The 24248-nt window shown below is 64.9% G+C and carries 26 protein-coding genes and 1 pseudogene; 14 read left to right on the plus strand and 13 right to left on the minus strand.

Features of this window, described 5'->3' with window-relative positions:
* Positions 1-264 precede the first annotated feature (264 nt).
* The 3 genes from N826_RS29935 to N826_RS29945 form a co-directional block, all read right to left on the minus strand.
* Positions 265-660: a hypothetical protein gene (locus N826_RS29935; protein ID WP_147041085.1), complete on the minus strand. Its 396-nt coding sequence runs from the start codon at positions 658-660 to the stop codon at positions 265-267.
* Positions 661-906: 246 nt separating this feature from the next.
* Positions 907-1530: a polyhydroxyalkanoate synthesis repressor PhaR gene (gene phaR / locus N826_RS29940; RefSeq protein ID WP_044435017.1), complete on the minus strand. Its 624-nt coding sequence runs from the start codon at positions 1528-1530 to the stop codon at positions 907-909.
* Between the two features lie 191 nt (positions 1531-1721).
* Positions 1722-1931: a hypothetical protein gene (locus tag N826_RS29945; RefSeq protein WP_044435020.1), complete on the minus strand. Its 210-nt coding sequence runs from the start codon at positions 1929-1931 to the stop codon at positions 1722-1724.
* A 79-nt stretch (positions 1932-2010) separates the two neighbouring features.
* Between N826_RS29945 and N826_RS29950 the strand changes: the two genes are divergently transcribed.
* From N826_RS29950 to N826_RS29970, 5 genes are all read left to right on the plus strand, one after another.
* Complete coding sequence (locus tag N826_RS29950) at positions 2011-3195, plus strand: alpha/beta fold hydrolase (RefSeq protein WP_244619711.1); 1185 nt, start codon at positions 2011-2013, stop codon at positions 3193-3195.
* A gap of 181 nt (positions 3196-3376) precedes the next feature.
* Positions 3377-4552: an acetyl-CoA C-acetyltransferase gene (locus N826_RS29955; protein ID WP_044435025.1), complete on the plus strand. Its 1176-nt coding sequence runs from the start codon at positions 3377-3379 to the stop codon at positions 4550-4552.
* 229 nt (positions 4553-4781) lie between these two features.
* Complete coding sequence (phbB, locus tag N826_RS29960; protein ID WP_044435027.1) at positions 4782-5504, plus strand: acetoacetyl-CoA reductase; 723 nt, start codon at positions 4782-4784, stop codon at positions 5502-5504.
* Positions 5505-5596: 92 nt separating this feature from the next.
* Complete coding sequence (locus N826_RS29965) at positions 5597-5977, plus strand: carboxymuconolactone decarboxylase family protein (RefSeq protein WP_044435028.1); 381 nt, start codon at positions 5597-5599, stop codon at positions 5975-5977.
* Positions 5974-6450 carry an NUDIX hydrolase gene (locus N826_RS29970; protein ID WP_044435030.1) on the plus strand — a complete coding sequence of 159 codons (477 nt, stop codon included), beginning with the start codon at positions 5974-5976 and terminating at the stop codon, positions 6448-6450. The genes N826_RS29965 and N826_RS29970 overlap by 4 nt, the downstream gene beginning before the upstream one ends.
* 6 nt (positions 6451-6456) lie before the next feature.
* Here N826_RS29970 and N826_RS29975 read toward each other — a convergent pair whose 3' ends face one another.
* On the minus strand, positions 6457-7491 hold the full coding sequence (locus tag N826_RS29975; protein ID WP_044435032.1) for a DUF2125 domain-containing protein: 1035 nt from the start codon (positions 7489-7491) through the stop codon (positions 6457-6459).
* 118 nt (positions 7492-7609) lie between these two features.
* Between N826_RS29975 and N826_RS29980 the strand changes: the two genes are divergently transcribed.
* The 3 genes from N826_RS29980 to N826_RS29990 all read left to right on the plus strand — a co-directional run bounded on the left by N826_RS29980 (position 7610) and on the right by N826_RS29990 (position 9079).
* The gene (locus tag N826_RS29980) at positions 7610-8293 is read left to right on the plus strand and encodes a gamma-glutamylcyclotransferase (RefSeq protein WP_308518310.1); all 684 of its coding nucleotides are present in this window, start codon (positions 7610-7612) and stop codon (positions 8291-8293) included.
* A gap of 108 nt (positions 8294-8401) precedes the next feature.
* Positions 8402-8722: a quaternary ammonium compound efflux SMR transporter SugE gene (gene sugE / locus N826_RS29985; protein ID WP_044435034.1), complete on the plus strand. Its 321-nt coding sequence runs from the start codon at positions 8402-8404 to the stop codon at positions 8720-8722.
* 111 nt (positions 8723-8833) lie between these two features.
* A complete protein-coding gene (locus N826_RS29990; protein WP_147041086.1) occupies positions 8834-9079 on the plus strand; it encodes a hypothetical protein in 246 nt (81 codons plus the stop codon).
* Between the two features lie 234 nt (positions 9080-9313).
* On the opposite strand, the gene aqpZ is transcribed toward N826_RS29990, so the two are convergent.
* A complete protein-coding gene (aqpZ, locus tag N826_RS29995) occupies positions 9314-10051 on the minus strand; it encodes an aquaporin Z (protein WP_044435038.1) in 738 nt (245 codons plus the stop codon).
* Positions 10052-10284: 233 nt separating this feature from the next.
* Positions 10285-11289, minus strand: coding sequence for a hypothetical protein (locus tag N826_RS30000; RefSeq protein ID WP_147041087.1), 1005 nt, complete (start codon positions 11287-11289; stop codon positions 10285-10287).
* 158 nt (positions 11290-11447) lie between these two features.
* Here N826_RS30000 and N826_RS30005 point away from each other — a divergent pair, with 158 nt between their 5' ends.
* From N826_RS30005 to N826_RS30015, 3 genes are all read left to right on the plus strand, one after another.
* Positions 11448-11822, plus strand: coding sequence for an RT0821/Lpp0805 family surface protein (locus tag N826_RS30005; RefSeq protein WP_147041088.1), 375 nt, complete (start codon positions 11448-11450; stop codon positions 11820-11822).
* 67 nt (positions 11823-11889) lie between these two features.
* On the plus strand, positions 11890-12459 hold the full coding sequence (locus tag N826_RS30010) for a putative glycolipid-binding domain-containing protein (RefSeq protein ID WP_044435041.1): 570 nt from the start codon (positions 11890-11892) through the stop codon (positions 12457-12459).
* The gene (locus tag N826_RS30015; RefSeq protein WP_044435042.1) at positions 12452-13357 is read left to right on the plus strand and encodes a hypothetical protein; all 906 of its coding nucleotides are present in this window, start codon (positions 12452-12454) and stop codon (positions 13355-13357) included. Before N826_RS30010 ends, N826_RS30015 begins: the two co-directional genes overlap by 8 nt.
* A 22-nt stretch (positions 13358-13379) precedes the next feature.
* Here the strand turns inward: N826_RS30015 and N826_RS30020 are convergent, their stop codons facing one another.
* The 6 genes from N826_RS30020 to ftsE form a co-directional block, all read right to left on the minus strand.
* Positions 13380-15728 (minus strand): adenosylcobalamin-dependent ribonucleoside-diphosphate reductase, encoded by a 2349-nt coding sequence (locus N826_RS30020; RefSeq protein WP_044435043.1) that lies wholly within the window; start codon positions 15726-15728, stop codon positions 13380-13382.
* A gap of 266 nt (positions 15729-15994) precedes the next feature.
* Entirely contained in the window at positions 15995-16771 is a 777-nt protein-coding gene (locus tag N826_RS30025) for a lysophospholipid acyltransferase family protein (RefSeq protein WP_044435044.1), read from the minus strand.
* A 142-nt stretch (positions 16772-16913) separates the two neighbouring features.
* The gene (locus N826_RS30030) at positions 16914-17675 is read right to left on the minus strand and encodes a TrmH family RNA methyltransferase (protein ID WP_044435045.1); all 762 of its coding nucleotides are present in this window, start codon (positions 17673-17675) and stop codon (positions 16914-16916) included.
* Positions 17676-18094: 419 nt separating this feature from the next.
* Positions 18095-18697: a YdcF family protein gene (locus tag N826_RS43510; RefSeq protein ID WP_244619712.1), complete on the minus strand. Its 603-nt coding sequence runs from the start codon at positions 18695-18697 to the stop codon at positions 18095-18097.
* Positions 18694-19575: a cell division protein FtsX gene (locus tag N826_RS43515; RefSeq protein ID WP_044435046.1), complete on the minus strand. Its 882-nt coding sequence runs from the start codon at positions 19573-19575 to the stop codon at positions 18694-18696. The genes N826_RS43510 and N826_RS43515 overlap by 4 nt, the downstream gene beginning before the upstream one ends.
* On the minus strand, positions 19575-20261 hold the full coding sequence (ftsE, locus tag N826_RS30045; protein WP_084721288.1) for a cell division ATP-binding protein FtsE: 687 nt from the start codon (positions 20259-20261) through the stop codon (positions 19575-19577). The genes N826_RS43515 and ftsE overlap by 1 nt, the downstream gene beginning before the upstream one ends.
* 185 nt (positions 20262-20446) lie before the next feature.
* Here ftsE and N826_RS46020 point away from each other — a divergent pair.
* From N826_RS46020 to N826_RS30055, 3 genes and pseudogenes are all read left to right on the plus strand, one after another.
* A pseudogene (locus tag N826_RS46020) lies at positions 20447-20548 on the plus strand (MJ0042-type zinc finger domain-containing protein); the annotation flags it as partial.
* A gap of 3 nt (positions 20549-20551) precedes the next feature.
* On the plus strand, positions 20552-21118 hold the full coding sequence (locus N826_RS30050; protein ID WP_373866648.1) for a hypothetical protein: 567 nt from the start codon (positions 20552-20554) through the stop codon (positions 21116-21118).
* 112 nt (positions 21119-21230) lie between these two features.
* Positions 21231-21617, plus strand: coding sequence for a response regulator (locus N826_RS30055; protein ID WP_211099420.1), 387 nt, complete (start codon positions 21231-21233; stop codon positions 21615-21617).
* A 15-nt stretch (positions 21618-21632) separates the two neighbouring features.
* On the opposite strand, the gene N826_RS30060 is transcribed toward N826_RS30055, so the two are convergent.
* Positions 21633-24248, minus strand: a complete 2616-nt coding sequence (locus N826_RS30060; protein WP_044435048.1) for a TIGR02302 family protein — start codon at positions 24246-24248, stop codon at positions 21633-21635.

Below are 24248 nucleotides of genomic sequence, written 5' to 3' on the forward strand. Positions count from 1 at the left end.
TCACCAGGGATGGTCGGATAGCGGAGGGAGCGGGGCGTATCGGCTGTCACGGGTCCTGCTGCGCTGGTTTGTGCGTCCGGACGGCGCTGTCGGGGAACCGAAAGGTGTGGGAAATCGCCCGGCGGCGCAAGGGGTTCCGTTCGGGTCGGCTTTACGACTATCCGGCTAGATTGGCCGGCTAGATTGGCCGGCCGGATCCCCTGACTGGATCGGCGGCTCGGATCCGGCGGCTGTCCGGCGGCTGGGAGAGGACCTTGCGCCCGGCTAAGGCATCGGCGGACGCACTCTCGGCGCCGCGGCGCCGGCTGCGCGTTCATAGGCGTCGATCGCCTGCCGCCATGGTTCGATGTGGAGGCCCGACTTGAGGACTTCCTGAGCCAGGACCTGCGTGACGAAGGGGGCGGTGCCCGGTGCGGACCAGCCGCGCCGGGCAGCGTCGGCTTCAGGTGCGGCGACGGCTTCCCGCGGGAGGAATTCGGTTTCGGCGTTCCGGACCGGCGCCTCGGCCCGCTCGCTTCTGGTCTCGGCGGCGGCCTTGTCGGAGTCGTCGTCCGAAAGCTTGCGGACCTTCCTGGCTGCTTCCCGTTCGGCCTTGCTCGCCCGCGCCGGCGCGCGAACGGCAGAAACCGGCACCAGACTTCGCGAGTCGGGCAGCGGCATGATCGGCAAACGTGATACTGGGCCTACGGCCATCCTTCAGCCGAATCCGTTGAAGATGAACACTCAGGGAATAGAACAATACCGTCCGCGAAAATGCCTTAAGGAATTCCGAATCACGGCGGCGACGGCGGATTATCCGAACGGGCACGCTTCCCGCATGGGGGCCGACAAGGCTGTTCAGCCGTCGCGGCCGGACGGAGCCGTGGCCGGACGGCTCTCCTGGTTGTCGCCGGATCGCCGGCCCGCCTAGTCGGACTTCGGCTTGGTGATCGTCACGAGCTGCTTTTGGAGTTCTTCCAGCTGCTTCTGGAGATCGCTCAGGGTCTTCTCGTTTTCCGCCCGGGTCTGCTGCATGAACGCTTCGGTCTGGTCGCCCGGACCCTTGCCGCCCTGTTCGCCCTGCGGCCCGAACGGCGTGAACATGCGCATCGCCCGCTCGAACATCGCGAGGTTTTGCTTGCCCATCTCCTCGAAGGTCGTGCCGAACGGGAAGATCCCGCCGATCGTGTTCGAGAAGTAGTCGCGCATCTGCTCCTGATTGCGGGCGAAAGACTGCATGGTGTGCTCAAGGTAACGGGGCACGACCCACTGCATGTTGTCGCCGTAGAAGCTGATGAGTTGACGCAGGAAGCTGATCGGCAGAAGGTTCTGGCCCTTGCTTTCCTCTTCCACGATGATCTGCGTCAGCACGGACCGGGTGATGTCCTCGCCCGTCTTGGCGTCGTAGACGACGAAGTCCATCCCGTCCTTGACCATCTGGCAGAGGTGGTCAAGCGTGACGTAGCTGCTCGTCGCTGTGTTGTACAGCCTACGGTTGGCGTACTTCTTGATCGTGATCGGGGCAACTTTGACGTCGTCTTTTTCGGCCATTTTGTATGCTTTCACGCGGTGGCATTGCGCTTAAATCCCTCAAGACATTAGAAGTACGCGAACGGAGCGCCTTTAGGCAAGCGTTCTGCCGACCCATCCCCCGCAATTGGGATGCACCGCATCATGGGACGCATAGGCTCCGCTCTGTTCAAACGCGGTAATTCTTCATTATATTGACGGGCATGGGCAACTCACCGGATTTCGATCCACCAACCTTGGAAAGTCTGGCGCGCCGCTATCTCGATCTCTGGCAGGACCAGTGGTCGGCGCTTGCGGTCGATCCGGATGTGGCGGAAAACTTCGCCCGCCTGTTCCAGATCATGGGACAGGGTGCGGCCGCCGTGGCTCCCTTCACCGCGTTCGGCATGAACGCCGGTTCCGCTCAACGTCAGCAGTTTCATGACCCATTCGCCGCCCCCTCCATGGCCAGCCGCCCCGCCGCGGACCCTTCGTCAGGGTCCGCGTCCGCTCGCGCTCCACATGGCGGCGACGCTGACGACGCTGCTGACTTCGCCCGCAGGATTGCCCTTCTTGAAGAGCGGCTCGCCGCTCTGGAAGACGGCGCTGCGCGGCCGGGTGGAGGAACTCCGCGCGGAGGTCGCCGGAGTCGATCCTGACGATTTCGCCCGGGCCGTCGACCGCGAGATGCGGTGGCGCTTCGACGCCGTCCTGACCGGGCTGGAGCGCTATCGGAGCCACCCCTACCGCCGAAGCCTGGCCGATCCCCCTACCGTCTGGAGCGAGGGACCGGCCAGGCTGCTGGACTACGGCGCCGGTCGCGGCGGCAAGGGTGGCGGCGGTGGACGTCCCGTGATGTTCGTGCCGTCGCTGATCAACCGGCACTACATACTCGACCTGTCCGAAAACTGTTCGCTGATGCGGTGGATGGCTGGGCGCGGCATCCGGCCGCTGCTGCTGGACTGGGGCAGCACGGGTCCGCTGGAACGCAGGTTCACCCTGACCGACTTCGTCGCCGGGCGGCTGGAGCGGGCGCTCAACGCCGTGCTGGAGTTCGGGGAGCGGCCGGCCCTGGTCGGGTACTGCATGGGCGGGCTACTGACGACGGCGCTGGCGCAGCGCCGGCCGCGCGACATCGCCGGGCTGGCGCTGCTGGCGACGCCCTGGGACTTCCATGCCGACAATGCGGCGGCGGCGAAACGGACGGCGGCGGCTCTGGCGCCGTTCGAGCCGGCGCTGGACAGCTGGGGCGAGCTCCCGATCGACGCGATCCAGGCGCTCTTCGCCATGCAGGACCCGTTGCAGATGGCGAACAAGTTCACGAAGTTCGCCCGGATGGACCCGGACGGCGAGCCGGCGCGCCGGTTCGTGGCCCTGGAGGACTGGGTCAACGACGGCGTCACCCTTCCGGCGGCCGTGGCGCGCGATTGCCTGACCGGCTGGTACGGCCGCAACGATACCGCGACCGGACGCTGGCTGATCGCGGGCGAGGCCGTGGACCCCCGGCGCCTCCGGCCTCCCACATTGGTCATGATCCCGGAGAAGGACCGCATCGTGCCGCCCCGGTCGGCGCGGGCGCTGGCCGAGGCGGTTCCGGGTGCATGCATCTGCAATCCGCACCTGGGGCACGTGGGCATGATCGTCAGCGCCGGCGCCGCCGCTCTGGTGTGGGAACCGCTGGCCGACTGGCTTTGCAATTTGGAATAAACGCAGCGTTGCAGGTGGATGAGGATTTCCCCTTTTCGGACGCGCGACGTAGTGGCGCGGGTATAGCCCGATAGCGGGTAAACCGCCGCCCTGCCTTGCGCCGATAAATTGCCGGGGTTAGTTTAAACCGTGCTAAAGGCAGACCATAATAAGAACCGCCATCAGCTAAGGAGCGTTCCCCATGACCGAAGTCGTAATTGCCAGCGCCGCGCGCACGCCCATCGGTGCGTTTAACGGCTCGCTGAGCTCGGTACCCGCCCACTACCTGGGCGAAATCGCGATCCGGGAAGCGCTGAAGCGCGCAGGCGTCGATCCGAGCGAAGTCTCCGAGGTCGTGCTGGGTCAGGTGCTGAGCGCCGGCGCGGGGCAGAATCCCGCCCGTCAGGCCGCCATCAACGCCGGCATCCCGGTCGAAAAGACCGCCTACGGCATCAATCAGCTCTGCGGTTCCGGCCTGCGCACCGTCGCCCTCGGCTTCCAGGCGATCAAGCTCGGCGATGCCGACATCGTCGTCGCCGGCGGCCAGGAAAGCATGAGCCAGGCGCCCCACGTCATGCATCTGCGCAACGGCGTCAAGATGGGCGACACCCAACTGATCGACACCATGCTCCGCGACGGCCTGCTGGACGCCTTCCAGGGCTACCACATGGGCACGACCGCCGAGAACGTGGCCGAGAAGTGGCAGATCACGCGCGAGCAGCAGGACCAGTTCGCGGCCGCCTCCCAGAACAAGGCCGAAGCGGCCATGAAGGAAGGCAAGTTCAAGGACGAGATCGTCCCGGTCACCATCAAGGGCCGCAAGGGCGACGTGGTGGTCGATACCGACGAGTTCCCGAAGGCGGGCGTCACGGCCGAAAGCCTGGGCAAACTGCGCGCGGCCTTCTCCAAGACCGGCACCGTGACGGCGGGCAACGCTTCCGGCATCAACGACGGTGCCGCGGCCCTGCTGCTGATGGGGGCCGATGCCGCCGCCAAGCGCGGCATCAAGCCGCTGGCCCGCATCGTGTCGTGGGCGACCGCCGGCGTCGATCCCGCGATCATGGGTTCCGGCCCGATCCCCGCGAGCCGTCTGGCGCTTCAGAAGGCCGGCTGGTCGGTGGACGACCTGGACCTGATCGAGGCGAACGAGGCTTTCGCCGCGCAGGCCTGCGCCGTCAACAAGGACCTCGGCTGGGACCCGTCGAAGGTCAACGTCAACGGCGGCGCCATCGCGCTCGGCCATCCGATCGGCGCTTCGGGCGCCCGCGTCCTGATCACCCTGCTGCATGAAATGCAGAAGCGGGATGCCAAGAAGGGCCTCGCCACCCTGTGCATCGGCGGCGGTATGGGCATCGCCCTCACCGTTGCCCGCGACTAAGGCGGTTCGTTCGCGTTGACGTTGTGTCGATGGCGGAATGACGGCGGTCACTGGATCGTGGCCGGCGGATCATCTTCGGGATGGTTCGCCGGCCCCGCCGGATCCGTTTGATACACGTCAAGGCGAACCTTTCATCCTTTGAACCATATTGCCTGATCGAAGCATGTACAATCATGCGAATTCGGGCATGAACATCTCATCAAATCATCGCTTTAGTGGGGAGGAATCAATGGCAAGAGTTGCAGTGGTCACCGGCGGAACGCGCGGTATCGGCGAAGCCATCTCGCTCGGTCTGAAGGAAGCCGGCTACAAGGTCGCCGCCGTCTATGCCGGCAACGACGAGAAGGCCAAGGAGTTCTCCGAGCGGACCGGGATTGCCGTCTTCAAGTGGGACGTCAGCAGCTTCGACGCCTGCAAGGAAGGTCTGGCGAAGGTCGCGGCGGAACTCGGTCCGGTCGAGATCGTCGTCAACAACGCCGGCATCACCCGTGACGGCGTGCTGCACCGGATGACCTTCGAGCAGTGGAACGACGTCATCGCGACCAACCTGACGTCCTGCTTCAACATGGCCCGCAACGTGATCGACGGCATGCGCGAGCGGGGCTTCGGCCGGATCGTCAACATCGGCTCGGTCAACGGTCAGGCCGGCCAGTACGGCCAGGTCAACTACGCCGCGGCAAAGTCCGGCATCCACGGCTTCACCAAGGCGCTGGCCCAGGAGGGTGCGGCTAAGGGAATCACCGTCAACGCCATTGCGCCCGGCTACATCGACACCGACATGGTCCGCGCCGTGCCGCCGAACGTACTGGAGAAGATCGTCGCCAAGGTGCCGGTCGGCCGTCTCGGCAAGGCGTCGGAGATCGCGCGCGGCGTGCTGTTCCTGGTCGCCGACGAGGGCGGTTTCGTCACCGGTTCAACCCTGTCGATCAACGGTGGTCAGCACATGTATTGATCGACCATCCTCTTCACGATGGTAAGATCCGCGGGGCGCCCATCAGGGCGCCCCGTTTGCATTCGAGCACATGCCTGTTTCCTGGAGGCCCCATGGTCGAGTACGAGGACGCCAGTCCCGAAGTCCGCGCCGTCTACGATGACATCATGAAGACGCGCGGTACCGATCTGATCAACAATTTCTGGAAAGCGCTCGCCAGCCATCCGCCGACGCTCAAACGGACGTGGGAGAGCCTGAAGGAGGTCATGGCGCCCGGAGCGCTCGATCCGCTGACCAAGGAAATGCTCTATCTTGCCGTCAGCGTCACCAACAGCTGCGAGTACTGCATCGCCTCCCACACCGCGGCTGCCCGCAAGGCCGGCATGACCGACGAGATGATGGGTGAGCTGATGGGCGTGGTCGGCATGGCCAACGAGACCAACCGGCTGGTAACCGGTTACAGGGTGCCGGTCGACGAGCGGTTCAAGTCGTGAGCCGGGCAGGGCGGGAGTATCCCGATCGTCCCTGGGTCGGCGTCGGAGTCGTCGTCTGGCAGGGCGAGCGGGTACTGCTGATCCGGCGTGGGCGTGCCCCCAGGCTCGGACAATGGGGATTGCCGGGCGGCGCGCAGTCTGCCGGGGAAACCCTGTTCGAGGCGGCAGTCCGCGAAGTGCTGGAGGAAACCGGGCTGGAGGTCGTTCCGCATGCCGTCGTGACGGCGCTCGACAGCATCAGCCGCGACGATGCCGGCAACGTCCAGTTCCACTATACACTGGTGGAAGTGGTGGCGGAATGCGGCCCCGGCGAGCCGGTCGCGGCGGACGACGCCATGGACGCCCGCTGGGTTCCAGCCGATCGGGTCGGCGATCTTGTCGAGTGGGACGAGACCGTCCGTGTCATAGAAATGTCCAGGGAGTTCAGGGCATCCGGCTTTCAGTACGGCGGGTTCTCGGACGCCGGGGGCTGAAGCCCCCTATTCCCAGTTCACCTCGGGAATGCGCATCAGCCGAACCGGACCGAAATAGAGCCAGCCGTCCTGCGCCGTGACCGATGCCTCCACGATCGGCTGCTTGTCCGGCGTGGTGCGACGCGAGAGCAATCCTAGGGCCACTTTCGCCATGGCCGCATCGCCGGGCCGGACGATGCCGGCGCTGGCAAGACTGTCCATGGTCGGGTTGATGCCCTGGACTTCGGCGCTCAGCGCGCCGATCGGCTGGAGCGCAGGGTCCAGGGCCAGCGTTCCGGTCCCGGCCATCCGTAGCGGTCCCCAGGCAAGGTCGAGCTGGTCGATGTCGATGGTCCCGCCGTTCCGGCTCCAGGCGGCAATTTCCGGCTCGGTGAAGCGGGAGGGAAGTTGGCCCTTTATCCTGGCGACGAAAGCGGCAGTGTCGATGGTGCGGCCGAGCGGGGATTTCTGGTCGGGGGGAAGCCCGAGCTGCGAGAGATCCGCCCTGAGCGTGACGGCGGTCCCGGCATGGTCGGCCAGAGCATCCTTGGGAAACTCGGCGCTGAGCTGGACGCCGTCGGCGGTCGCTGCGTTGAGGCCACCCGGCAAGCCGGCAGTTACCCGGTTCAGGCGCAGGGAGACGTCCTCGACTCCTCCACCCATCTTCAGATTGACGTGGCCGATGCCGCCGTCCTTCGCCATGATGCTGAGCGGCGGAGCGGCCCCCCGTCCCATGATGGCCGCTTCCTGTTCGCCCGGCAGGTCTATCGTGAACTCCAGGGGGTTCCAGGGACGTGCGCGGGCAATCAACCCGGGGCCGCGCCAGCTCAAGCCGTCGGCACGCTGGATCGAAAAATCCGTTGTGGTCGCGGTCAGGGACAATGGGTAGCCGGACAGCTCCAGTCCCTTGTACTCGATGAAGCTCGCATTTGCCCGCTCAGCGGCGATCCAGCCGTCGATGCTGTCGCGCACGACGCCGGCGGCGTAGAACCACCACGCCGTATAGCCGGCGCCGAGGACGGCAAGCAGAAGAAGAGAGAGCAGGATGGGTCTGGCGCGCATGACTCGACCGGTATGGGGAAGGGCGCTGACTTATACCGGGTAGCGGCGATGGAGGTCGAGCGCCGTGTCGATCTGTGCTACGGTGGCATCTGCGCTGAGGGGACACTATCTGAGGGTCATGTCTGCCGAAGATTCCAAACGCGGCGCGATCGAAGACGATTCCGCCACCCTTTCCCAGGAGCTTGCCGAGAGCGACTTCGGCGCCACTTTGGGCGTCGAGTCGGCAATGGTCTTCCGGCCCTCCCGCGGCTCCGTACTCTTTCCGAAGATCAAGGTGCCGCCGGGAACCGACCTTTGGGTGTTCGGCTACGGATCGCTGATGTGGAACCCCGAGTTTCCCTATGCCGAGCGGCGGCAGGCGTTGCTGAGGGGCTATCACCGGCGGTTCTGCGTCTATTCGCATCGCTATCGAGGTACGCCCGACCGGCCGGGACTGGTTCTGGGCCTTGATCGTGGCGGTTCCTGCCGGGGCATCGCCTTCCGGGTCGAACCGCCGCATGTCGACTCGACGATCGACCTGCTCTGGGACCGCGAAATGGTCAGCGGCGTCTATTCTCCCAAGTTCATCAAGGTCTCGACAGATGAGGGCCGGATACCGGCCTGCACGTTCGTCGCGGACCGCGCACACCGGCAATATTGCGGCGAACTGGGGCCGGCGGATGTCGTCCGGTTCATCCGGCAGGGCGTCGGAGAGCGTGGCCCCAACCGCGACTATCTTGCCAATACGGTTGGTCATCTACGCGACCTTGGCATCGTCGATCAGGGACTGGAGAAATTGCTGGCTCAGGTCGGCAAGGCTTGAAGCGGGATCGGTTGTAACCATATAATTTTCGATGCGGGGACGACCCTGCATTTTCCCATGAGCACTTTTCGGCCGGGACGACCCAGCCACGGACAATGGAGGTCTGTGATGGCTTGGGTATTTCTGTTCCTCGCCGGAGTTTTCGAAATCGGCTGGGCCTTGGGGTTGAAGCAGACGGAAGGCTTTACCCGCCTCGTCCCTTCCGTTCTCACCGCCGGCTGCATGGTCGTCAGTCTGGGACTTCTCGGGCTGGCGCTCAGGACTCTGCCGCTGGGTACGGCCTATGCGATCTGGACCGGCATCGGCACCGTCGGAACCGTGATCGCCGGCATGGCGATCCATGGCGAGCCCGCCAACGCGCTTCGCCTTGGCTGCATCACCTTGATCGTGGCCGGCATCGTCGGCCTGAAACTGGCGCCGGGCCACTGATTCGACACCGTATTCTACGGTTACATACCTGAAGGATGGGCGGTGCAGCCGCTACAGTCGGCGTCTGAAGTTGGTTTTCACCTGGGAAAGCGTCGGCGTGTGGAGGCCAGGATGAGCGGGACGGCCGGGTTCGTATTGCACCGCTTTCCCGCCTACAGGGACGTGATCCTGCTGCGGCTCCGAACCGACTCCCGGTTCAGGACGATGTGCGCCGACTACAAGGAAGCATCGGATGCGCTGGCGTCCTGGGAACAGTCGGCAACGCCACGTGCGGGGGACTTCGTACGGGACTACAGGCGTCTGGTGGCGGAACTGGAACGTGACATACTCTCGGATCTGCTGGAGCATGACACTTGAGCGGGGGCCTGCTACCTGCGATGGAAACCTCCAAAGGGTTTCGAAAGGGGTATGACTTGCATACCGTTAAAATGTTATATTCTTTTCAACCGGGCGAGTCAGCAGTGACCACCGGATGAAGCCCCGACTAAAGACCCCGCTGCGATGCCTCCGCACCGGGGTCTATTTATGTCCGGAGTCTGTCTTCCTCCGGGTCTCGTAGCGGCACGGCGAGATGCGGATCGGTATCTGCGCTCAGCGTGCCGGTTCGCCGGTGATCGCCGGCTTGATCGCCGTCTCTTCGGCCGCCAGCGCCCGGTAGGTGAGCCCGCCCAGCACGCCGCCAATCAGGGGTGCCACCCAGAACATCCAGAGCTGCTGGAGAGCAACGCCGCCCTGGATCAGGGCCGGTCCCGTGCTGCGCGCCGGATTGACGCTGGTATTCGTGATCGGGATGCTGATCAGGTGGATCAGCGTCAGGCCCAGACCGATGGCGATCGGCGCGAAACCAGCCGGGGCGCGGCTGTCGGTCGAACCCAGGATGATCATCAGGAAGCCGAAGGTCAGGATGATCTCGATGGCGATGCCGGAGTTCAGCGAATAGCCGCCGGGAGAGGCAGCACCGAACCCGTTCGCGGCGAGCCCCTTGACCGCCAGATCGTAATCCGCCTTGCCGCTGGCGATGAGGTACAGGGCACCTGCCGCAAGGATGGCGCCGGCTATCTGGGCGATGATGTAGCTCAGGATATCCTTGGTCGGGAAACGTCCGCCCGCCCACAGGCCGATTGTGACGGCCGGATTCAGATGGCAGCCACTGATATGGCCGATCGAGTAGGCCATCGTCAGCACAGTCAGTCCAAAGGCGAACGAGACACCGAGCAGGCCGATGCCGACTTCAGGAAAAGCCGCGGCGAATACCGCGCTGCCGCACCCTCCAAAGACAAGCCAGAATGTGCCGATAAGCTCGGCGGACGCTCGACGAAGCTGCGACATTGTTTTCTCCTGATTTGATTGGTGTGTAGCGCCGTTTTCGTCGTTCTGCCTGTCCGACCGGATCATCCGCGTGCCGGATCGGTGCTCATCGCCGAAACGATCCAGGCATGTATCCCCCGAGTCCCGGGAGCGCAGCCTTGGGACACCTCCGAGACTTCAACATCGCGACCTGGATGTGCACGTACTTTACCGTAGTTTACCCGTTATCACGGTTGCCGAACGCGGCTTTGAGCCTACTGGAGGTTACCTTCCTCCGCTTGCGCTTCCATGCGTGAGGAAGTCGGCACACGGGTCGTCCCGACCGTCGGGATCGGCAGCCGGGCACCAAGACTGGCTGCCAGTGCCGTCTGCAACGTCAAAACCGGCGCGTCGGCCGGCATGTCATACGCCTCAGTCCAGACGTACGTTCCCATACGTGCATCGACGAGGCTCGCGGTGAGCCTGATAACTCCCGCATTGGACCTCACGCTGCCGGTCAGGAACATGTCGGCCTGGATCTGCGGAGCCGTGCCGTCCTTGGTGGAGTGAGCCAGAACGTCCACCGTGCCGTTCCGGATCAGCACTTGAGTGACCTCCTCCGCCAAACCGTTGGCGATCATGCCGCTCCGGTCGTCGGCAGTCGTGGTCGAGAACGGGATGATATGGATACGGGAACCGGTTTTGAGGCCGGCACCCGTCTGATATGACGGGTGGGCATACTGCCGGGACCATGCGAAGGCGGCGATGCTGACGGTCAGCAGGGCCGTTCCCATAATGGCGGCAGGTTTTCGCCATTTGTCGGATCGAGCGGGGGCGACGGATCTTGGACCGGGAGGAACAGTAACCCGGGCCATCCGGAAGACAGGAACATAGCCGCCTTTGGGCAGGTCGATGACGACCGGATCGTTGATTCCCTGCGTCAGGTAATAGCGTTCCAACCGGCGGCGCAACTGGCTTGCCTCGATGCGCACCATCGGATCTGTCTGCGGATCGAAGGTTTCGTCGCGATCCAGTACCGATATAGCGACTGAATATGCCTTGATGCGCCCGGCACGTCCTGCAAGGGTTTCCTCGACGATGTAGCTGAGGAACCGCAAGCTACGTTTCGAGCGGCGGAACTCTTCCCCAGCGCAGATCTTCGCCAGCTGCAATCGGATCTGCTGGGGAGACAGAGGAGTGTCGGACTGATGCGTGGGACTACACGGCTGGTCCGATTTATAGGACTTCAAGATCGCCTCCCCAAATGCCGGGCAGATCATCCAAAGCGACGATACGATAAACGTAGCGCAGACAAGCAGGGGACTATCTAGGGGTGTAGTACGATCGAGCCCATCCTTTGTCTTGAAATAATGGTGAAAGTGGAACCTTGATCGTTTGTCTGCTCGTGCTCTCACCAGCAGAATCGGGAGGGGCAACAGTGAAAGTCAATGGCATGACTAAGCTCGGTAGTGCAGCAACCCTGGCCTTGCTCTTATTGACGGCTGGGTCCGCTCAGGCCCAACTGCTTTTCGGCAGCCGCCTTGGGCAAGCGCACTATGAGGGTGACGACACGAAGATCATCATGAAGGTCGGCGCCGACATGCTGCGCAATGCGTGCGACGGGGAGTCGCGCCCCTGGTCCAATCCGCAGACCGGGAACAGCGGGACCATCACGGTTCTGCGGAGCTACACGCGCGGTCAGATGCCGTGCCGCGACACCCAGGTCAACAGTCAGCTGAAGGATCGTAACGTCGTCTACGTCCTGCCGGTTTGCCAGATAGCCGACGGCAGCTGGAAGTTCGCGCCGCAGTGACGTCGCGGCAGGTGAGGATGCGATAGCCTTTCGGCGCCGCATCCTCCGTGTGCAAACGGAGCCTGAGATGAGCGGTGACCATACGATCCGTGCGCGCTGGCGCCGATGGGAAGGTCTGGGGCTTGAGCACTTGGTTCTTCAGGAAGGACCGTTGGGGATAGTCGCGGAGGCAGCGGTCATCGGCGGTGACGCCGAGGAAGATTTCGCCATGACCTACAGGATCGCCTGCGGTCCGGACTGGGAAGTCCGGACCTTGGAGGCGCGCATCGTCGGCATGGCCTGTTCGATCCAGATCGCCAGTGACGGCTTGGGGGCTTGGACGACGGCCGGAGGGTCGCCACTTCCGGCCCTGGACGGTGCGATCGACGTCGACATCATGGCGACTCCCTTTACGAACACTTTGCCGATCCGCCGCCTGCGCCTTGACGAGGGGCAAAGCGCCGAGATAACCGTCGCGTATGTCAGTGTGCCCGATCTGGCGCTCTCGGCATCCCGGCAGAGATATACTTGCCTGAAGTCAGGCTCGCTTTACCGGTTCGAGTCGGTTGAGAGCGGCTTCAGCCGCGATATCGCGATCGACCGGCTCGGGCTGGTGGTGGAGTATCCCGACCTGTTCCGGCGTGTCGCCGATGCTTGACCGGAATACCGGACGCGGCGTCCCCGGACCGGACGCGCGCATGGTACCGGACCCTGACGTGACAGAGAGGGAGATCCTCGATCATCTCGAGGATATCTGTGCCACCGAGGATTTCAGGAGGTCGTCCCGGTGCAGTGGCTTTCTCCGCTACGTCGTCGGGGAAACTCTTGCCGGAAGGCCTGACCGCATCAAGGCCTATGCGATAGCCGTTTCCGTGCTTGGTCGCGACGAGACTTTCGACCCCCAGGTCGATCCGGTGGTCCGGATCGAAGCCGGTCAGCTCAGGCGGCGATTGGAGCATTACTATCTGACTGGCGGAGCCGGCTCCAGCATCCGGATCGATTTGCCCAAGGGTTCCTACGTACCGAGCTTTAGCCGGACGGCCCAGCCGATGTCGGCGGCAGCGAACGTGGGCAGTCCGTCTGTCCGCAAGGGCGGGCAGGTGCCGGTTTCAGCCATAAGGTGCGCGGCGGCCGTAGTCGGCACGGGCTTGGCCGTAGCGCTGATGTTCGGACTGGCCAGACCGTCGTCGTGGACCGTTCGTCCCGTGCCGATGGTCCAGATAAACGCCTTCGTTCCCGCCGATGCTTTGAGTGCGGAGATGGCTTCGGGCCTTCAGGACGAGCTTCGACGGGCACTGATCGGCCACGACCAGCTCACCGTCGTCAGTATGGAACACGCCGCCGAACCGGCGCCGCCCGACTTCGTGATGGAGGGAAGTGTCCGTTGCGTCGAAGGCTGGATCCGGGTCAGTGCCAGACTGATGGAAGCACGCACCCGCGCTTACGTGTGGGCGCATGCCTATGACCGTCCGCTGGCTCCGGAAGCGGTCCTTGCGGATCAGGCTTCCATCGCGGCAGCCATCGCCCGGCAGGTCGCAGTGCCGGCGAACCTATGACGGCCCATATCTACCCGAAGGCTTAAGAGCACTTCGAATAACCGCAGTTCGCGCAGAGGTCGCAGCCTTCCTGGCGTAGCAGGCCGGGCTGTCCGCATTGCGGGCATTGACGCAGGCGAACGGGAGGGGATACGTCGCCGGGATCTTCCTCGGTCGACGGCTTGGAGTTGACCCGCTGGCGGGCGCTCTCCTTTGAGTCCCCGGTCATGTACCCGGCATGGCTCTTGTGTTCCGGCAGGAAGCCGATCTCGATCATGTGCCGCTCGATCACCTCGCCGATGGCGGCAAGAAGGGATGGCACGTAGCGCCCGCCCATCCACTGACCGCCGCGCGGATCGAACACCGCCTTCAATTCCTCGACCACGAAGGCGATATCGCCGCCCCGCCGGAAGACGGCGCTGATCATGCGGGTCAGAGCCACCGTCCAGGCGTAATGCTCCATGTTCTTGGAGTTGATGAACACTTCGAACGGCCGGCGCCGTCCGTCCTGGATGATGTCGTTCAGGGTGATGTAGAGCGCATGGTCGCTTTCCGGCCAGCGCAGCTTGTAAGTCTGCCCGGGCAAAACCTCCGGCCTGTCCAGGGGCTGCGTCATATAGACTATGGCGCCCGCTTCCTGCATTTGGCTGGGCGCGGGAGCGGGCGTGCGGGGCTTCGGTTCGGCCTTGGGCTCGGTCTTCTTGACCGCCAGGACCGAACCGGTGATGTCATTGGGGCGGTATGTCGTGCATCCCTTGCAGCCCAGATCGTATGCCTGGACGTAGACGTCCTTGAAAGCTTCGAAGGACAGGTCCTCCGGACAGTTGATCGTCTTGGAGATGCTGCTGTCGATATACCTTTGGGCCACGGCCTGCATGACCACGTGGGCGGCCGGCGTCAGTGTCTGCACATCCACGAAATATTCGGGCAGGGGAGCGTCCTCACCGAACTTCTGCCGGAACAGGCGATAGGCGTGATCGGATACTTCCTCCTGCCGTCGGGATCCGTCCGGCATCAGCACTGTCCGGTCGTAGCTGTAGGCGAAAACAGGTTCGATGCCGGAGGAGATGTTGTCGGCGAACAGCGAAATCGTTCCGGTAGGAGCTATCGACGTCAGGAGCGCGTTGCGGATGCCGTGCTTCGCGATGGCTTCGCGGACATCGGCGTCCAGCGTACGGACATTGGCGCCCTCCACGAATTTCTCCGAGTCGAACAGCGGGAAGGCGCCTTTTTCAGCCGCCAATCCGGTCGAAGCCAGATAGGCATGACGGCGCAGCGCCGCCAGCCACTGCTCTGTCAGCGAAACCGCCTGTTCGCTGCCATAACGTGCCCGGCACAGGATCAGAGCATCGGCTAGACCGGTGACGCCCAGTCCGATGCGCCGCTTGGCCTTCGCTTCCGCCTGCTGTTCGGGCAGGGGAAAGCGCGATGCATCGACGACATTGTCCATCATCCGGATGGCGACCGGCACCAGTTCCGCCAGCCTGTCCATATCCAGCCGCGCCTGTTCGGTGAACGGGTCGCGTACCAGCGCCGCCAGATTGATCGATCCCAGCAGGCAGGCGCCATAGGGAGGCAGCGGTTGCTCTCCACATGGATTAGTTGCAGAAATGCTTTCCGTGTACCACAGATTGTTCTGCTGGTTGATCCGGTCGATGAAGATTACGCCGGGTTCGGCATAGGCATATGTGGCCCGCATGATGCGGTCCCACAGATCACGCGCCGGGACTGTTTTGAAGACGCTGCCATTGAAGACCAGAGGCCATGCATCGTCCTGGCGAACCGCCGTCATGAACGCGTCGGTCACTAGGACCGACAGGTTGAACATGCGCAGCCTGCCGGCCTCCCGTTTGGCCTCGATGAACGCTTCGATATCGGGGTGGTCGCAGCGCAGCGTCGCCATCATGGCGCCCCTGCGGTGGCCGGCGCTCATGATGGTGCGGCACATCGCGTCCCAGACATCCATGAAGGACAACGGGCCGGAAGCGTCCGCTCCGACGCCCAGCACCGGAGATCCCTTGGGCCGGAGCGTCGAGAAGTCATAGCCGATGCCGCCACCCTGCTGCATGGTCAGCGCCGCTTCCCGCAGGTTGGAGAAGATGCCGCCCATGTCGTCCGGGATCGTCCCCATGACGAAGCAGTTGAACAGGGTCACCGTGCGTCCCGTACCGGCCCCGGCAATGATGCGGCCCGCCGGTAGGAACTCGAAATTGGACAGTGCCTGGGCGAATCGACGCGTCCAGTCGGCTGGGTTGGTCTCGACCTCGGCAAGCGCCTTGGCGACACGCGTCCAGGTGTCGCTGACGGTTTTGTCCACAGGCTGACCGTCGAGCATCTTCAACCGGTATTTCATATCCCATATCTGCTGGGATATGGCTGCTACGGTCGTCATTCCGCTCTCCCGTCTGGCGTTCGATCCTGAGAAGACCAAATCGTCGAATACACGCAAAAACAAGAGTTTCCGAGATTTTGACGATTGGCAAGATGAACTTTACGGCCAGCGGATCATTCGATCGACAAGCTATAGTTCATGATTTGTTCCAAAAAGAGGCGCACTTGCGCCTTATGCTGGAAGGACGGGTTTGTCTTCCCTTGGACATATGGACCGGCGGAAAAGAGGCGCGTAGATCCACAGAGTTTTCCACAGGCTAAACAAACCTAAGGCACGGCGGCGGGCGCTCCATTGGGCAGCGGCCTCGACGGCTTGACCGTGGGCGGTCCACCGGCTTCCACAACCAAGCGGTCGCTTGCAGCCTCCAGCCTGGATTCCAGCTCCGCCATGACGGCATCGCGGCTCAACCCTGGCTGGATCGGCGGTAGGAACTCGACGACGATCCGGCCTGCATGCTTCCGGAAGCTGCGCCGTCCCCAATAGATGCCTGAGTTGAGAGCCATCGGTACGATAGGGATGTTCAGTTCCTTATACAGGACGGCGACCCCTACCCGATAAGGGAGATAACGCCCGACAGCCGTCCGTGTTCCCTGCGGAAAGATCACGATGGGCCGGCCTTCCGCCTTGACGCTCCGGGCTCCCTCCACCATCGAGGCGATGGCGCGGCCCCGGGCACCACGATCGACCGAGATCATCTTGGCCTTGGCTGCATACCAGCCCCAGATCGGCACCCACAGCAGTTCCCGCTTCAGTATGACGGCGGGGTCATCGAGCAGCAGGTGGAGCTTCATGGTTTCCCAGGCGGACTGGTGCTTTGCCGCCAGCACGTAGGACCCTTCACGCGGCAGGTTCTCCTGCCCCCTTACCTCATAGTCGAGGCCCAGGATCGTGCGCTCCAGGAAGTGGATGGTGCTCATGTACCATTCCACCACGTGCACCATCTGCCGACGCGGAAGCAGCAGCATCCATAGCAGGCCGAAGCAGCACACCGTCGTCCAAGTGAAGAACGCGATATTGAAGAGGAGCGAACGGGCGGCGGTCATGGGTTCCGGGGGCAAGGATATCGAGCGGGCAGCGAGTGCCGGAGGGTGTTTCTAGCGGGTTCTCGCGGCGGATTCCAGTGCGGCCTGCCAAATGGCTTTGCGTGTGGAGGTCGCGGGGGCCGGCGCCGTCGGAAGACGCGGCCTACCGTCGCGCCGTTCGCGTCAGTTCGTGGATGAGGATGGCGGCCGTCGCCGCGACGTTGAGCGACTGCACTCGCCCGGAGCCGGTCAAGGTCGCGACGCCTTCGCAGGCATGCAGGGTAGCGGCGCCCAAGCCCTCCTCCTCGTTGCCGAGCACGATCGCGACGGGGCGGCCGTCCGATGACATCCGGTCCAGGGGTTCTCCCCGGCCAAGCGCCGTCCCGAGCACCTTGTAGCTGGACTTCAACTGCTGGAGTACCTTGGGAAAACCGGTCGCCTTGTAGAGCCGGACATGCTCCATGCCGCCCTCGGCAACGCGGTAGCTGGCTTCCGACGGCCCGGCCTGCGAGGGATGGTCGGAAATGACGATGCGATCGAGGCCGAAGAAGGCCGCCGTCCGGACGATGGCGCCCAGGTTGTGCGGATTGCCGATCCCATCCAGCAGCAGCAGGGGCTTTCCCTCCGCCGCCCAGCGCTTCGCTTCCGCCGGGTCGAAGTTCATGATCGGGCGGAGCCCCGTCACGGCGACGACGCCGCCATGGAGCACGGTGCCCGCTACCCGCGCGAGTTCGTCCGCATCGACCTGACGGTACGGCTTGCGAGCCTTGCCCAACTCCTTGCAGAAGCCCGCGACGGCTGCCGCGTTCCGTTCGTCGAAGAACAGCCGTTCCACCAGCCGCCCGTTCCGCTCGAACAGCGCGGCGACGGCGGGAAGGCCGGTGATACGCAGCATCTTGGGTGCCGGCTCCGGTGGACGATCCATCAACTGCGGCTCATCGCGGCGGAGCCGAGGCGCTCTTGCCGCCGGGCGCTGGCCCTTGCCCGGCGGCCTGCTCGATGAACGCGGCCCCTTGGCGGCGGGCGTCGAATCCGTCGAAGGCGTCCGGGGCGCGGATGCCCTGTTCGAGCCTGAAGAGGGTCGGGGGCCGGAACGCGTGCCCGGCTCGGTCCGGCCGGCAGCCTCGGCGCGGGATCCGGAGGAAGCTCCCGGCGAACGCTCCGGCCGCACCCTTTCCGGACGGGATCTCTCCGGCCGTGCCTTATCTGGTCGTGCCTTATCCGGCCGTGTCTTGTCCGGGCGGCTATCCGACGGCGGGCGCGGTTCCGCAGGCGGACGGCCCGACGGGTCTCTGGAGCGGGGCGGCTTGGGCATGGGATCGAAATTCCTGCTGGAAGCGGCGTTCAGCCCCGCAGCGTGTACCGCGCCAGGGCGAACAGGTATTTGTTGTATTCGTTTACGATCAGGGCCAGCGTTCCCGGCCAGCGCCACCAGTCGGCCAGCCTGACGGCGTTGGGTGCTACGGGATGCGGCACCACGTCCGCCTCCGGCAGGGCTATGCTGAACTCCAGCAGGCTTCTGCGCATGTGGTAGTTGGACGTCACCAGACGCAACGAAGAATAATGCCGGCTGCGCATCCAGGCCGCCGTTTCCGCGGCGTTGCCCACGGTGTCGCCAGCTTGATAGCCCAGAACGATGCAGCATTCCAGCGTGCTGGGCTCCAGCCGGGATGCCCGCAGCATTTCCCGTAGTTCGACGCCCTGGTGTACGCCTGAAACGAACAGCGTGCGTCCCAATCCTTCGGACAATAACTGGACACCGGTAGCGATCCGGTCGCTGCCGCCGGTCAGGACGACGATGGCATCGGTCGCCCGGTCGGCCCAACCCTCCTCACGCGGGATGGTCTGGGCGAACCAGATCAGGCCCGTCAACCATGCCGCCAGCGCCAGACCGGCCAGGATCACCGGCGGCAGCAGCACGCGCGCCACGCGCTGCACCAGAATCACGGCAGCCGCGCCAAGGCGCGCATGACGGTCAGACGTGCCGTAACCGCCGCCAGCAAGGCCGCGATCAGCGGGACGCCGGCGAGGGACAGGAACTGCAACGGAGTCAGGCTCATGTCCGGCATCAGTCCGGCCGAAAACTCGCCGCTCGCGCGCGTCAGACCGAACAGTGTCGCCGCGGCCAGCACCGTACCGGCAATCCCGCCACGTACGGCCAGCCCCAGCACGTGGCTTTGGAACTGGCGGGCGACATAGCGGTCCGGCGCACCCATGACGTGAAGCAGTTCGACGACCGCGCCATGGATGGCAAGGCCGGCGCGCGATACGAAGATGACCGTGGCGACGGCGGCGCCGCCGACCAGGGCCACCACGCCCAGGGCCACCGTCTCGACCGCCCGCGCGATCGTCAGCACGTCCTTCAGCCATGCGGCATGGTCGTCCACCTCGGCGCCGGGCACCGCCGCCTTCAGGCGCTGGGCCAAGCCGCGTACGTCGATCCTGCCGCCGGACATTGTCACGTCGATCAGCGCCGGCACCGGCAAGCCGGCGCTGAGAGCGCCGTCGCCCAGCCAGGGTTCCAGAAGTCCGGCCATCTGTTCGGACTTCAAGGGTTCCGCCCTGGATATGCCGGGGGTCGCGCGCAGCACTCCCAGGGCGGACTCGACACGGGCGTCCAGGCTCGGTTGGCCATCGGGCAGGGGCGGGACCTGGATCGTCAAAGTGCCGGCCAATCCCCTGTCCCAACGTTGCGCCATGCCGGACAGGACCATGGACCCGGCGAGCGCCAGGATCGCCAGATAGACCATCAGCGCGATGATCCAGGGAAGGAAGCGGCCAGTAACGTCACGTTGCAGCGGCAGATCGTAGTGGGTACGGAACATCAGGCGATCCGGGTTGCGGTAGCGTTCCGTGGCAGGTGCTGGAGCATGCCCTTGTCCAGGACCATGCGCGCATAGCCGAATCGCTCGATCATCATTTCGTTATGGGTCGCGATCACGATCGTCGTGCCGAGCTTGTTCAGTTCCTCGAACAGGTGAAGCAGCCGCATGCCGATCCGGTCGTCGACGTTGCCCGTGGGCTCGTCGGCCAGCAGGAGGCTGGGACGCGTGATCACGGCGCGGGCGATGGCGACCCGCTGCTGCTGTCCTCCGGACAGCGTGGCCGGCTTGTCGTTCAGGTGATCGCCAAGGCCGACCCAGCTCAGCAGTTCGGCGACGTGCTCGCGGACCTGACCTTCCTTGGCGCCGGCGACGCGCAGGGGCAAGGCTACATTGTCCAGGGCCGACAGGTGGTCGAGCAGTTGGAAGTCTTGGAACACCACGCCGATCCGCCGGCGCAATGGCGGCAGCTCGGCCCGTTTCAGCGATGCCACGTCATGACCGAACATGGTGATGAGGCCGCGCGACGGCCGATGGGCAAGGTACATGAGGCGAAGCAGCGAAGACTTGCCGGCGCCGCTGGCGCCGGTCAGGAAATGGAACGTCCCCGGTTCCAATGTGAAGCTGACATCGCGCAGCACTTCCGGCCCCGTGCCGTAGCGCATGCCGACATTCTCGAAACGAATCAAATTCTCTGACCTCGGTAACCTGAGTCGGCGCGCAGCATCGCACGCCACCCCCGAGGGCGTCTACAACAGTGGTGCGGCCGTTGATTTCACGGCGCTTTAGGAGCATCGACAAGCCCCCGACTTGCTTAATACCTCCTTAGTTTCTATAAGACATCCTACGAATCCACGAATTATTCACGCCATTTATGATCCTCACCTGCCCGACCTGCTCTACCCGCTATTCGGTCGAACCCTCCAATCTTGGCAGGGACGGGCGGGTGGTTCGTTGCGTCAAATGCGGTCATACCTGGATGCAGCGTCCACCGGCCGATATGCCGAAATCGGTGGACCTGGATTTCACCCCTCCGCCGGAAGAGGTCAAGCCGATCCCGCCCGGATCGAACTTGCCTGCCATCCGCAAGCAGGACAAGCCGAAGGCGTCCAAGAAGCCGCTCGTCATATCGGCCGTGGCCGCGGCACTCCTTCTGCTGGTCGGCGGCGTCTTCATGCGTCAGGATATCGTCGAACTCTGGCCGCCGGCGGCGCGTCTGTTCGAAACCGTCGGGCTACCGGTCGACGCCCTGGGCGCCGGACTTCAGTTGCAGCATGTCCGGTCGGAGAAGCGGGTCGAGGACGGGATCACCGTCCTCGTGATCGAGGGACAGGTCGTCAACGTCTCCGACCGCGAGCGCCCGGTGCCGCCGCTGCGCGCCGTGTCGCTCGGTCCGGACAAGGCACCGCTCGGCGACTGGACGTTCACGGCGTCGCATGAGACGCTGCTTCCGGGCGAGATCGCGACCTTCGTCAGTCAGATGCGGGAACCCGCTGGCGTGATCTCCGAAATCGCCATCACGTTCCAGCCCGCACACGGCGGCTGAACTACCCCCGCTGCGGAAAGCGGACCTTCGGCGGCGTCATGGACCGGCGGCCCGGCGTCCGGCTTACTGGCGGGAGCAGGTTTTTCCTTTCCGCGCTCGCGAGCACAATTCGATGATGGCAGCATCCGAATCACCCACCGTCCCACGCGTCCTTGTCGCCGAGGACGACGTGGCGGTCCGTACCTTCGTCACCCGGTCGCTGACGCATGCCGGTTTTTCCGTCGTGGACGTGGAGGACGGGCAGCAGGCTTTGCAGGCGCTTGAACTGGAGCGGTTCGACCTGCTGGTCGCCGATATCGTCATGCCCGTGCTGGACGGCATCGCGCTGGCGCTGAGCGCCAGCAGCCGCCAGCCCGACCTGCGCATCCTATTGATAACCGGCTACCCGGCAGAACATAAGCGGGCTCGCAACCTGGATGCCTTGATCCATGGGGTGATCGCCAAGCCCTTCAGCCTCAAGGAGCTCGGCGCCGCCGCCCGGGCGGCGCTGGAGCGCTGAGCCGTCCGCTTCGGCTCAGAACCGGCGCAGCAGCCGGTCGATATAGTCCAATTCAAGCTGCGGCCGGTTGAAGTCGCCGGCGCGGCGGCGCAGTTCATCCAGGATCTCGCGGGCACGCTGAAGGTCGGACTGCTCCGGGATGCGCACATCGTTGTTGTCGCTCTGCCCGACGCTGGGCAGGGACCGGCCCAGCGGATCGCGTCCGCGGTTGGACTGCTGCATCTGCGGCTGTCCCGGCATCTGGCCCTGTTGCTGGCCCATCATCATCTGTTGCGCCATCTGCTCGGCCATGGATTGCAGGCCTTGCTGAAGCTCGTCCAGTGCCTGGGTCTGCGGCGGAACCGCCGCACCGGGCTGGCCCTGCTGAAGCGCCTGCCCGGCCTCCCTCATGGCTCGTTCCGCGCGGCCGAGCGGACGGGGGATCTCACCGCCCATTTCTCCGAGCTGGCGCATGACTTCGCCCAGTTCCCGCCGCAGCGCCTCCTGCTGGGCGGCACTGGAACCTTGGCCTTGCTGACCCTGCTGGCCCTGTCCTTGCTGCCCCTGTTGCCCACGCTGGCTCTGCTGCCCCTGGCCCTGCTGCCCGCGCTGGCGACCGGGCATCTGGCCCTGCTGTCCCTGCTGTCCCTGCTGTCCCTGTTGCCCCTGCTGGCCTTGCTGTCCCTGTTGCCCTTGCTCGCCCTGTTGGGATTCGCGGAAGCTCTGGTCCAGCAACTCGCGCTGACGCTCTGCCAGATCCTGCATCTTCTGCATCATCTGGCCGGCTTGGTTCTGTTGGTTCTGCTGCATCTGGGCCATGTTGCCGTTGCGCAGGTTCTCCAGCATCTGCTGCAACTGGGAAAGCATCTGCTTAGCGGCGTCGCGGGACCCCGTTTCTGCCATCTGGCGCATCTGGTCCAGCATCTTCTGGATATCCTGACGGTCCATCGTCTGGCCCATCATCTCCGGCGGGATCTGCGGCGGCTGCTCGCCGCGTTCCATGGCTTGGCGCATCTGCTCTTCCATGGCGTCCAGGAACTCGTTCAGCGCCTGCTGCAACTCGTCCATCAGCTTCTGGACTTCCTGGTCTGGTGCGTCGCGGTTAAGCGCGTCGGTCAGGCGCTGCTCGGCGTCGCGCAGGTTCCGTTCGGCCAGCGACAACTCGCCGTCCTCCACGCGAAGGGCGGTGTCCCACAGGAGCTTCTGGACCGCCGGCACGGCGTCCGGCGTTTCGTCCAGATACAGCCGCGCCACGGCGGAACGGAGCGACAGGAACACGACGATGTCGTCGTGGAACTGGTAGGGGCGGGCCGAGATGATGCCAAGACTGCGTGCGGCATCCTCGCGTCCGGTCTGGGGCCGGAGCGTCAGCTTCTTGCGTTCCTCGATGATGGCTCGGGCGACGGGATTCTGGAACTCCCGCTCCGGCAGGACGAGCGCCACGTCCTCGGTCATTCCGGTCTGCCCGGCGCCATCGGTCGCCGACAGACGCAGCGTTACCAGCAGACCGGCCCAGGGATGCGGCGTCAAATCATGGAAGCTGGTGCTCCGCGCGGTCTTGGGGCGCACGCCGGGCAGCGGCAGCTGGAGTTCGACCGGCATCCTGTCGATGCCTGGTTCGGCGACGTCGCCGCTCAGCCGGACCGTGCCGGTGACCGCAACGATGCCGTAGTCGTCGCGGGCCTCGTATTCCAGCCGCAACGCGCCGCGCTCGCCGGCGGATGGCGGCGCCGGCAGCGCGATGATGGGGGCGGTGTCCGGGACCACGGTGACCGGCCAGGAGCCCAGCGCCCTGCCGCTCTGCTCGACCGAGATCGTGCCTCCCCTGGTTACCGGCTGGGTGATCTGATAGCTGACCTGATCGACCCGTTCGAAGGCGGCCGACGTGCCGTTGGCCATAAGCGCCGGCGCACCCGACCCGCCGCTGACGCGGGCGAGAAGGACGCTTCCCGTCGGGATGGGGATCGCTTGAGGCGCTTCGGCGGGCTCGCCGTTCGTCGCGGCTTGCGCGGCCGGCGGGCCGCTGCGCAGGAAGATCGGGGGAAGGCCGGTGTAGTCGGGCGGCGTCACCCAGACGTCCAGGACGGCGTCGACGGCCTGGGCGGAGCCGTCCAGGTGGGGAGTGAAGGCGGCGGCTATGCGCGGACCCCAGTCGCCCCTGGTGCCGAATGCCGCGACGAACAGGATGAGCCCGACGGCGGCACGCAGGGCCCAGGGGTCGCGGGCCGCCAGGTTGGGATGCGGAAGCCGGACCTTCAGGTCCCGCATCCTTTGGCGCGCCTGCTCCTGGTACAGCTTCCACAGTTCGGCGGTCGCCGGATCGGAGCCGCCCGCCATTGTGTCGCGGACGGCAGCCAGCGGGCGGTGGGTCAGCCCGCTGTCGCGCTCCAGCCGGCGAAGCGCCGCGGCACCGTCGGGCAGTCGTATCCGCTTGATGCCGTAACGGACGGCGGCGCCGAAGGCGGCGGCGAACAGGAGAAGCACCAGCGCGTGCAGCCAGCCGCCCAGCGATGGCAGCACGTTGAACAGGGCCAGGGCTATGAACAGGCCCAGGACTCCGACCGCTGGCCAGAAAGCGGGCCAGATCTGTTCCCAGGCCAGTGCGCCGCGGGCCAGTCCCAATCTGAAGCGCGGCTCGTCGGTCCCGTTCAT

The sequence above is a fragment of the Skermanella aerolata KACC 11604 genome (genome assembly GCF_000936425.1).
Classification (GTDB): Bacteria; Pseudomonadota; Alphaproteobacteria; order Azospirillales; family Azospirillaceae; genus Skermanella; species Skermanella aerolata.

Excerpts from the sequence above, each read along its gene's own strand:
- N826_RS29975 (WP_044435032.1), bottom strand. The coding sequence starts at position 7,491 with ATGCGCGCCAGACCCATCCTGCTCTCTCTTCTTCTGCTTGCCGTCCTC.
- phaR (WP_044435017.1), bottom strand. The coding sequence starts at position 1,530 with ATGGCCGAAAAAGACGACGTCAAAGTTGCCCCGATCACGATCAAGAAG.
- N826_RS30015 (WP_044435042.1), top strand. The coding sequence starts at position 12,452 with ATGCTTGACCGGAATACCGGACGCGGCGTCCCCGGACCGGACGCGCGC.
- N826_RS29935 (WP_147041085.1), bottom strand. The coding sequence starts at position 660 with ATGCCGCTGCCCGACTCGCGAAGTCTGGTGCCGGTTTCTGCCGTTCGC.
- N826_RS30020 (WP_044435043.1), bottom strand. The coding sequence starts at position 15,728 with ATGACGACCGTAGCAGCCATATCCCAGCAGATATGGGATATGAAATAC.
- N826_RS30025 (WP_044435044.1), bottom strand. The coding sequence starts at position 16,771 with ATGACCGCCGCCCGTTCGCTCCTCTTCAATATCGCGTTCTTCACTTGG.
- N826_RS30050 (WP_373866648.1), top strand. The coding sequence starts at position 20,552 with ATGCAGCGTCCACCGGCCGATATGCCGAAATCGGTGGACCTGGATTTC.
- N826_RS30055 (WP_211099420.1), top strand. The coding sequence starts at position 21,231 with ATGATGGCAGCATCCGAATCACCCACCGTCCCACGCGTCCTTGTCGCC.
- N826_RS30000 (WP_147041087.1), bottom strand. The coding sequence starts at position 11,289 with ATGATCTGCCCGGCATTTGGGGAGGCGATCTTGAAGTCCTATAAATCG.
- N826_RS29980 (WP_308518310.1), top strand. The coding sequence starts at position 7,610 with ATGTCTGCCGAAGATTCCAAACGCGGCGCGATCGAAGACGATTCCGCC.
- N826_RS30030 (WP_044435045.1), bottom strand. The coding sequence starts at position 17,675 with ATGGATCGTCCACCGGAGCCGGCACCCAAGATGCTGCGTATCACCGGC.
- N826_RS29950 (WP_244619711.1), top strand. The coding sequence starts at position 2,011 with ATGGCGGCGACGCTGACGACGCTGCTGACTTCGCCCGCAGGATTGCCC.
- aqpZ (WP_044435038.1), bottom strand. The coding sequence starts at position 10,051 with ATGTCGCAGCTTCGTCGAGCGTCCGCCGAGCTTATCGGCACATTCTGG.
- N826_RS29965 (WP_044435028.1), top strand. The coding sequence starts at position 5,597 with ATGGTCGAGTACGAGGACGCCAGTCCCGAAGTCCGCGCCGTCTACGAT.
- N826_RS30010 (WP_044435041.1), top strand. The coding sequence starts at position 11,890 with ATGAGCGGTGACCATACGATCCGTGCGCGCTGGCGCCGATGGGAAGGT.
- sugE (WP_044435034.1), top strand. The coding sequence starts at position 8,402 with ATGGCTTGGGTATTTCTGTTCCTCGCCGGAGTTTTCGAAATCGGCTGG.
- N826_RS29990 (WP_147041086.1), top strand. The coding sequence starts at position 8,834 with ATGAGCGGGACGGCCGGGTTCGTATTGCACCGCTTTCCCGCCTACAGG.
- N826_RS43515 (WP_044435046.1), bottom strand. The coding sequence starts at position 19,575 with ATGTTCCGTACCCACTACGATCTGCCGCTGCAACGTGACGTTACTGGC.
- phbB (WP_044435027.1), top strand. The coding sequence starts at position 4,782 with ATGGCAAGAGTTGCAGTGGTCACCGGCGGAACGCGCGGTATCGGCGAA.
- N826_RS29945 (WP_044435020.1), bottom strand. The coding sequence starts at position 1,931 with ATGAAACTGCTGACGTTGAGCGGAACCGGCGTTCATGCCGAACGCGGT.
- N826_RS30060 (WP_044435048.1), bottom strand. The coding sequence starts at position 24,248 with ATGAACGGGACCGACGAGCCGCGCTTCAGATTGGGACTGGCCCGCGGC.
- N826_RS29955 (WP_044435025.1), top strand. The coding sequence starts at position 3,377 with ATGACCGAAGTCGTAATTGCCAGCGCCGCGCGCACGCCCATCGGTGCG.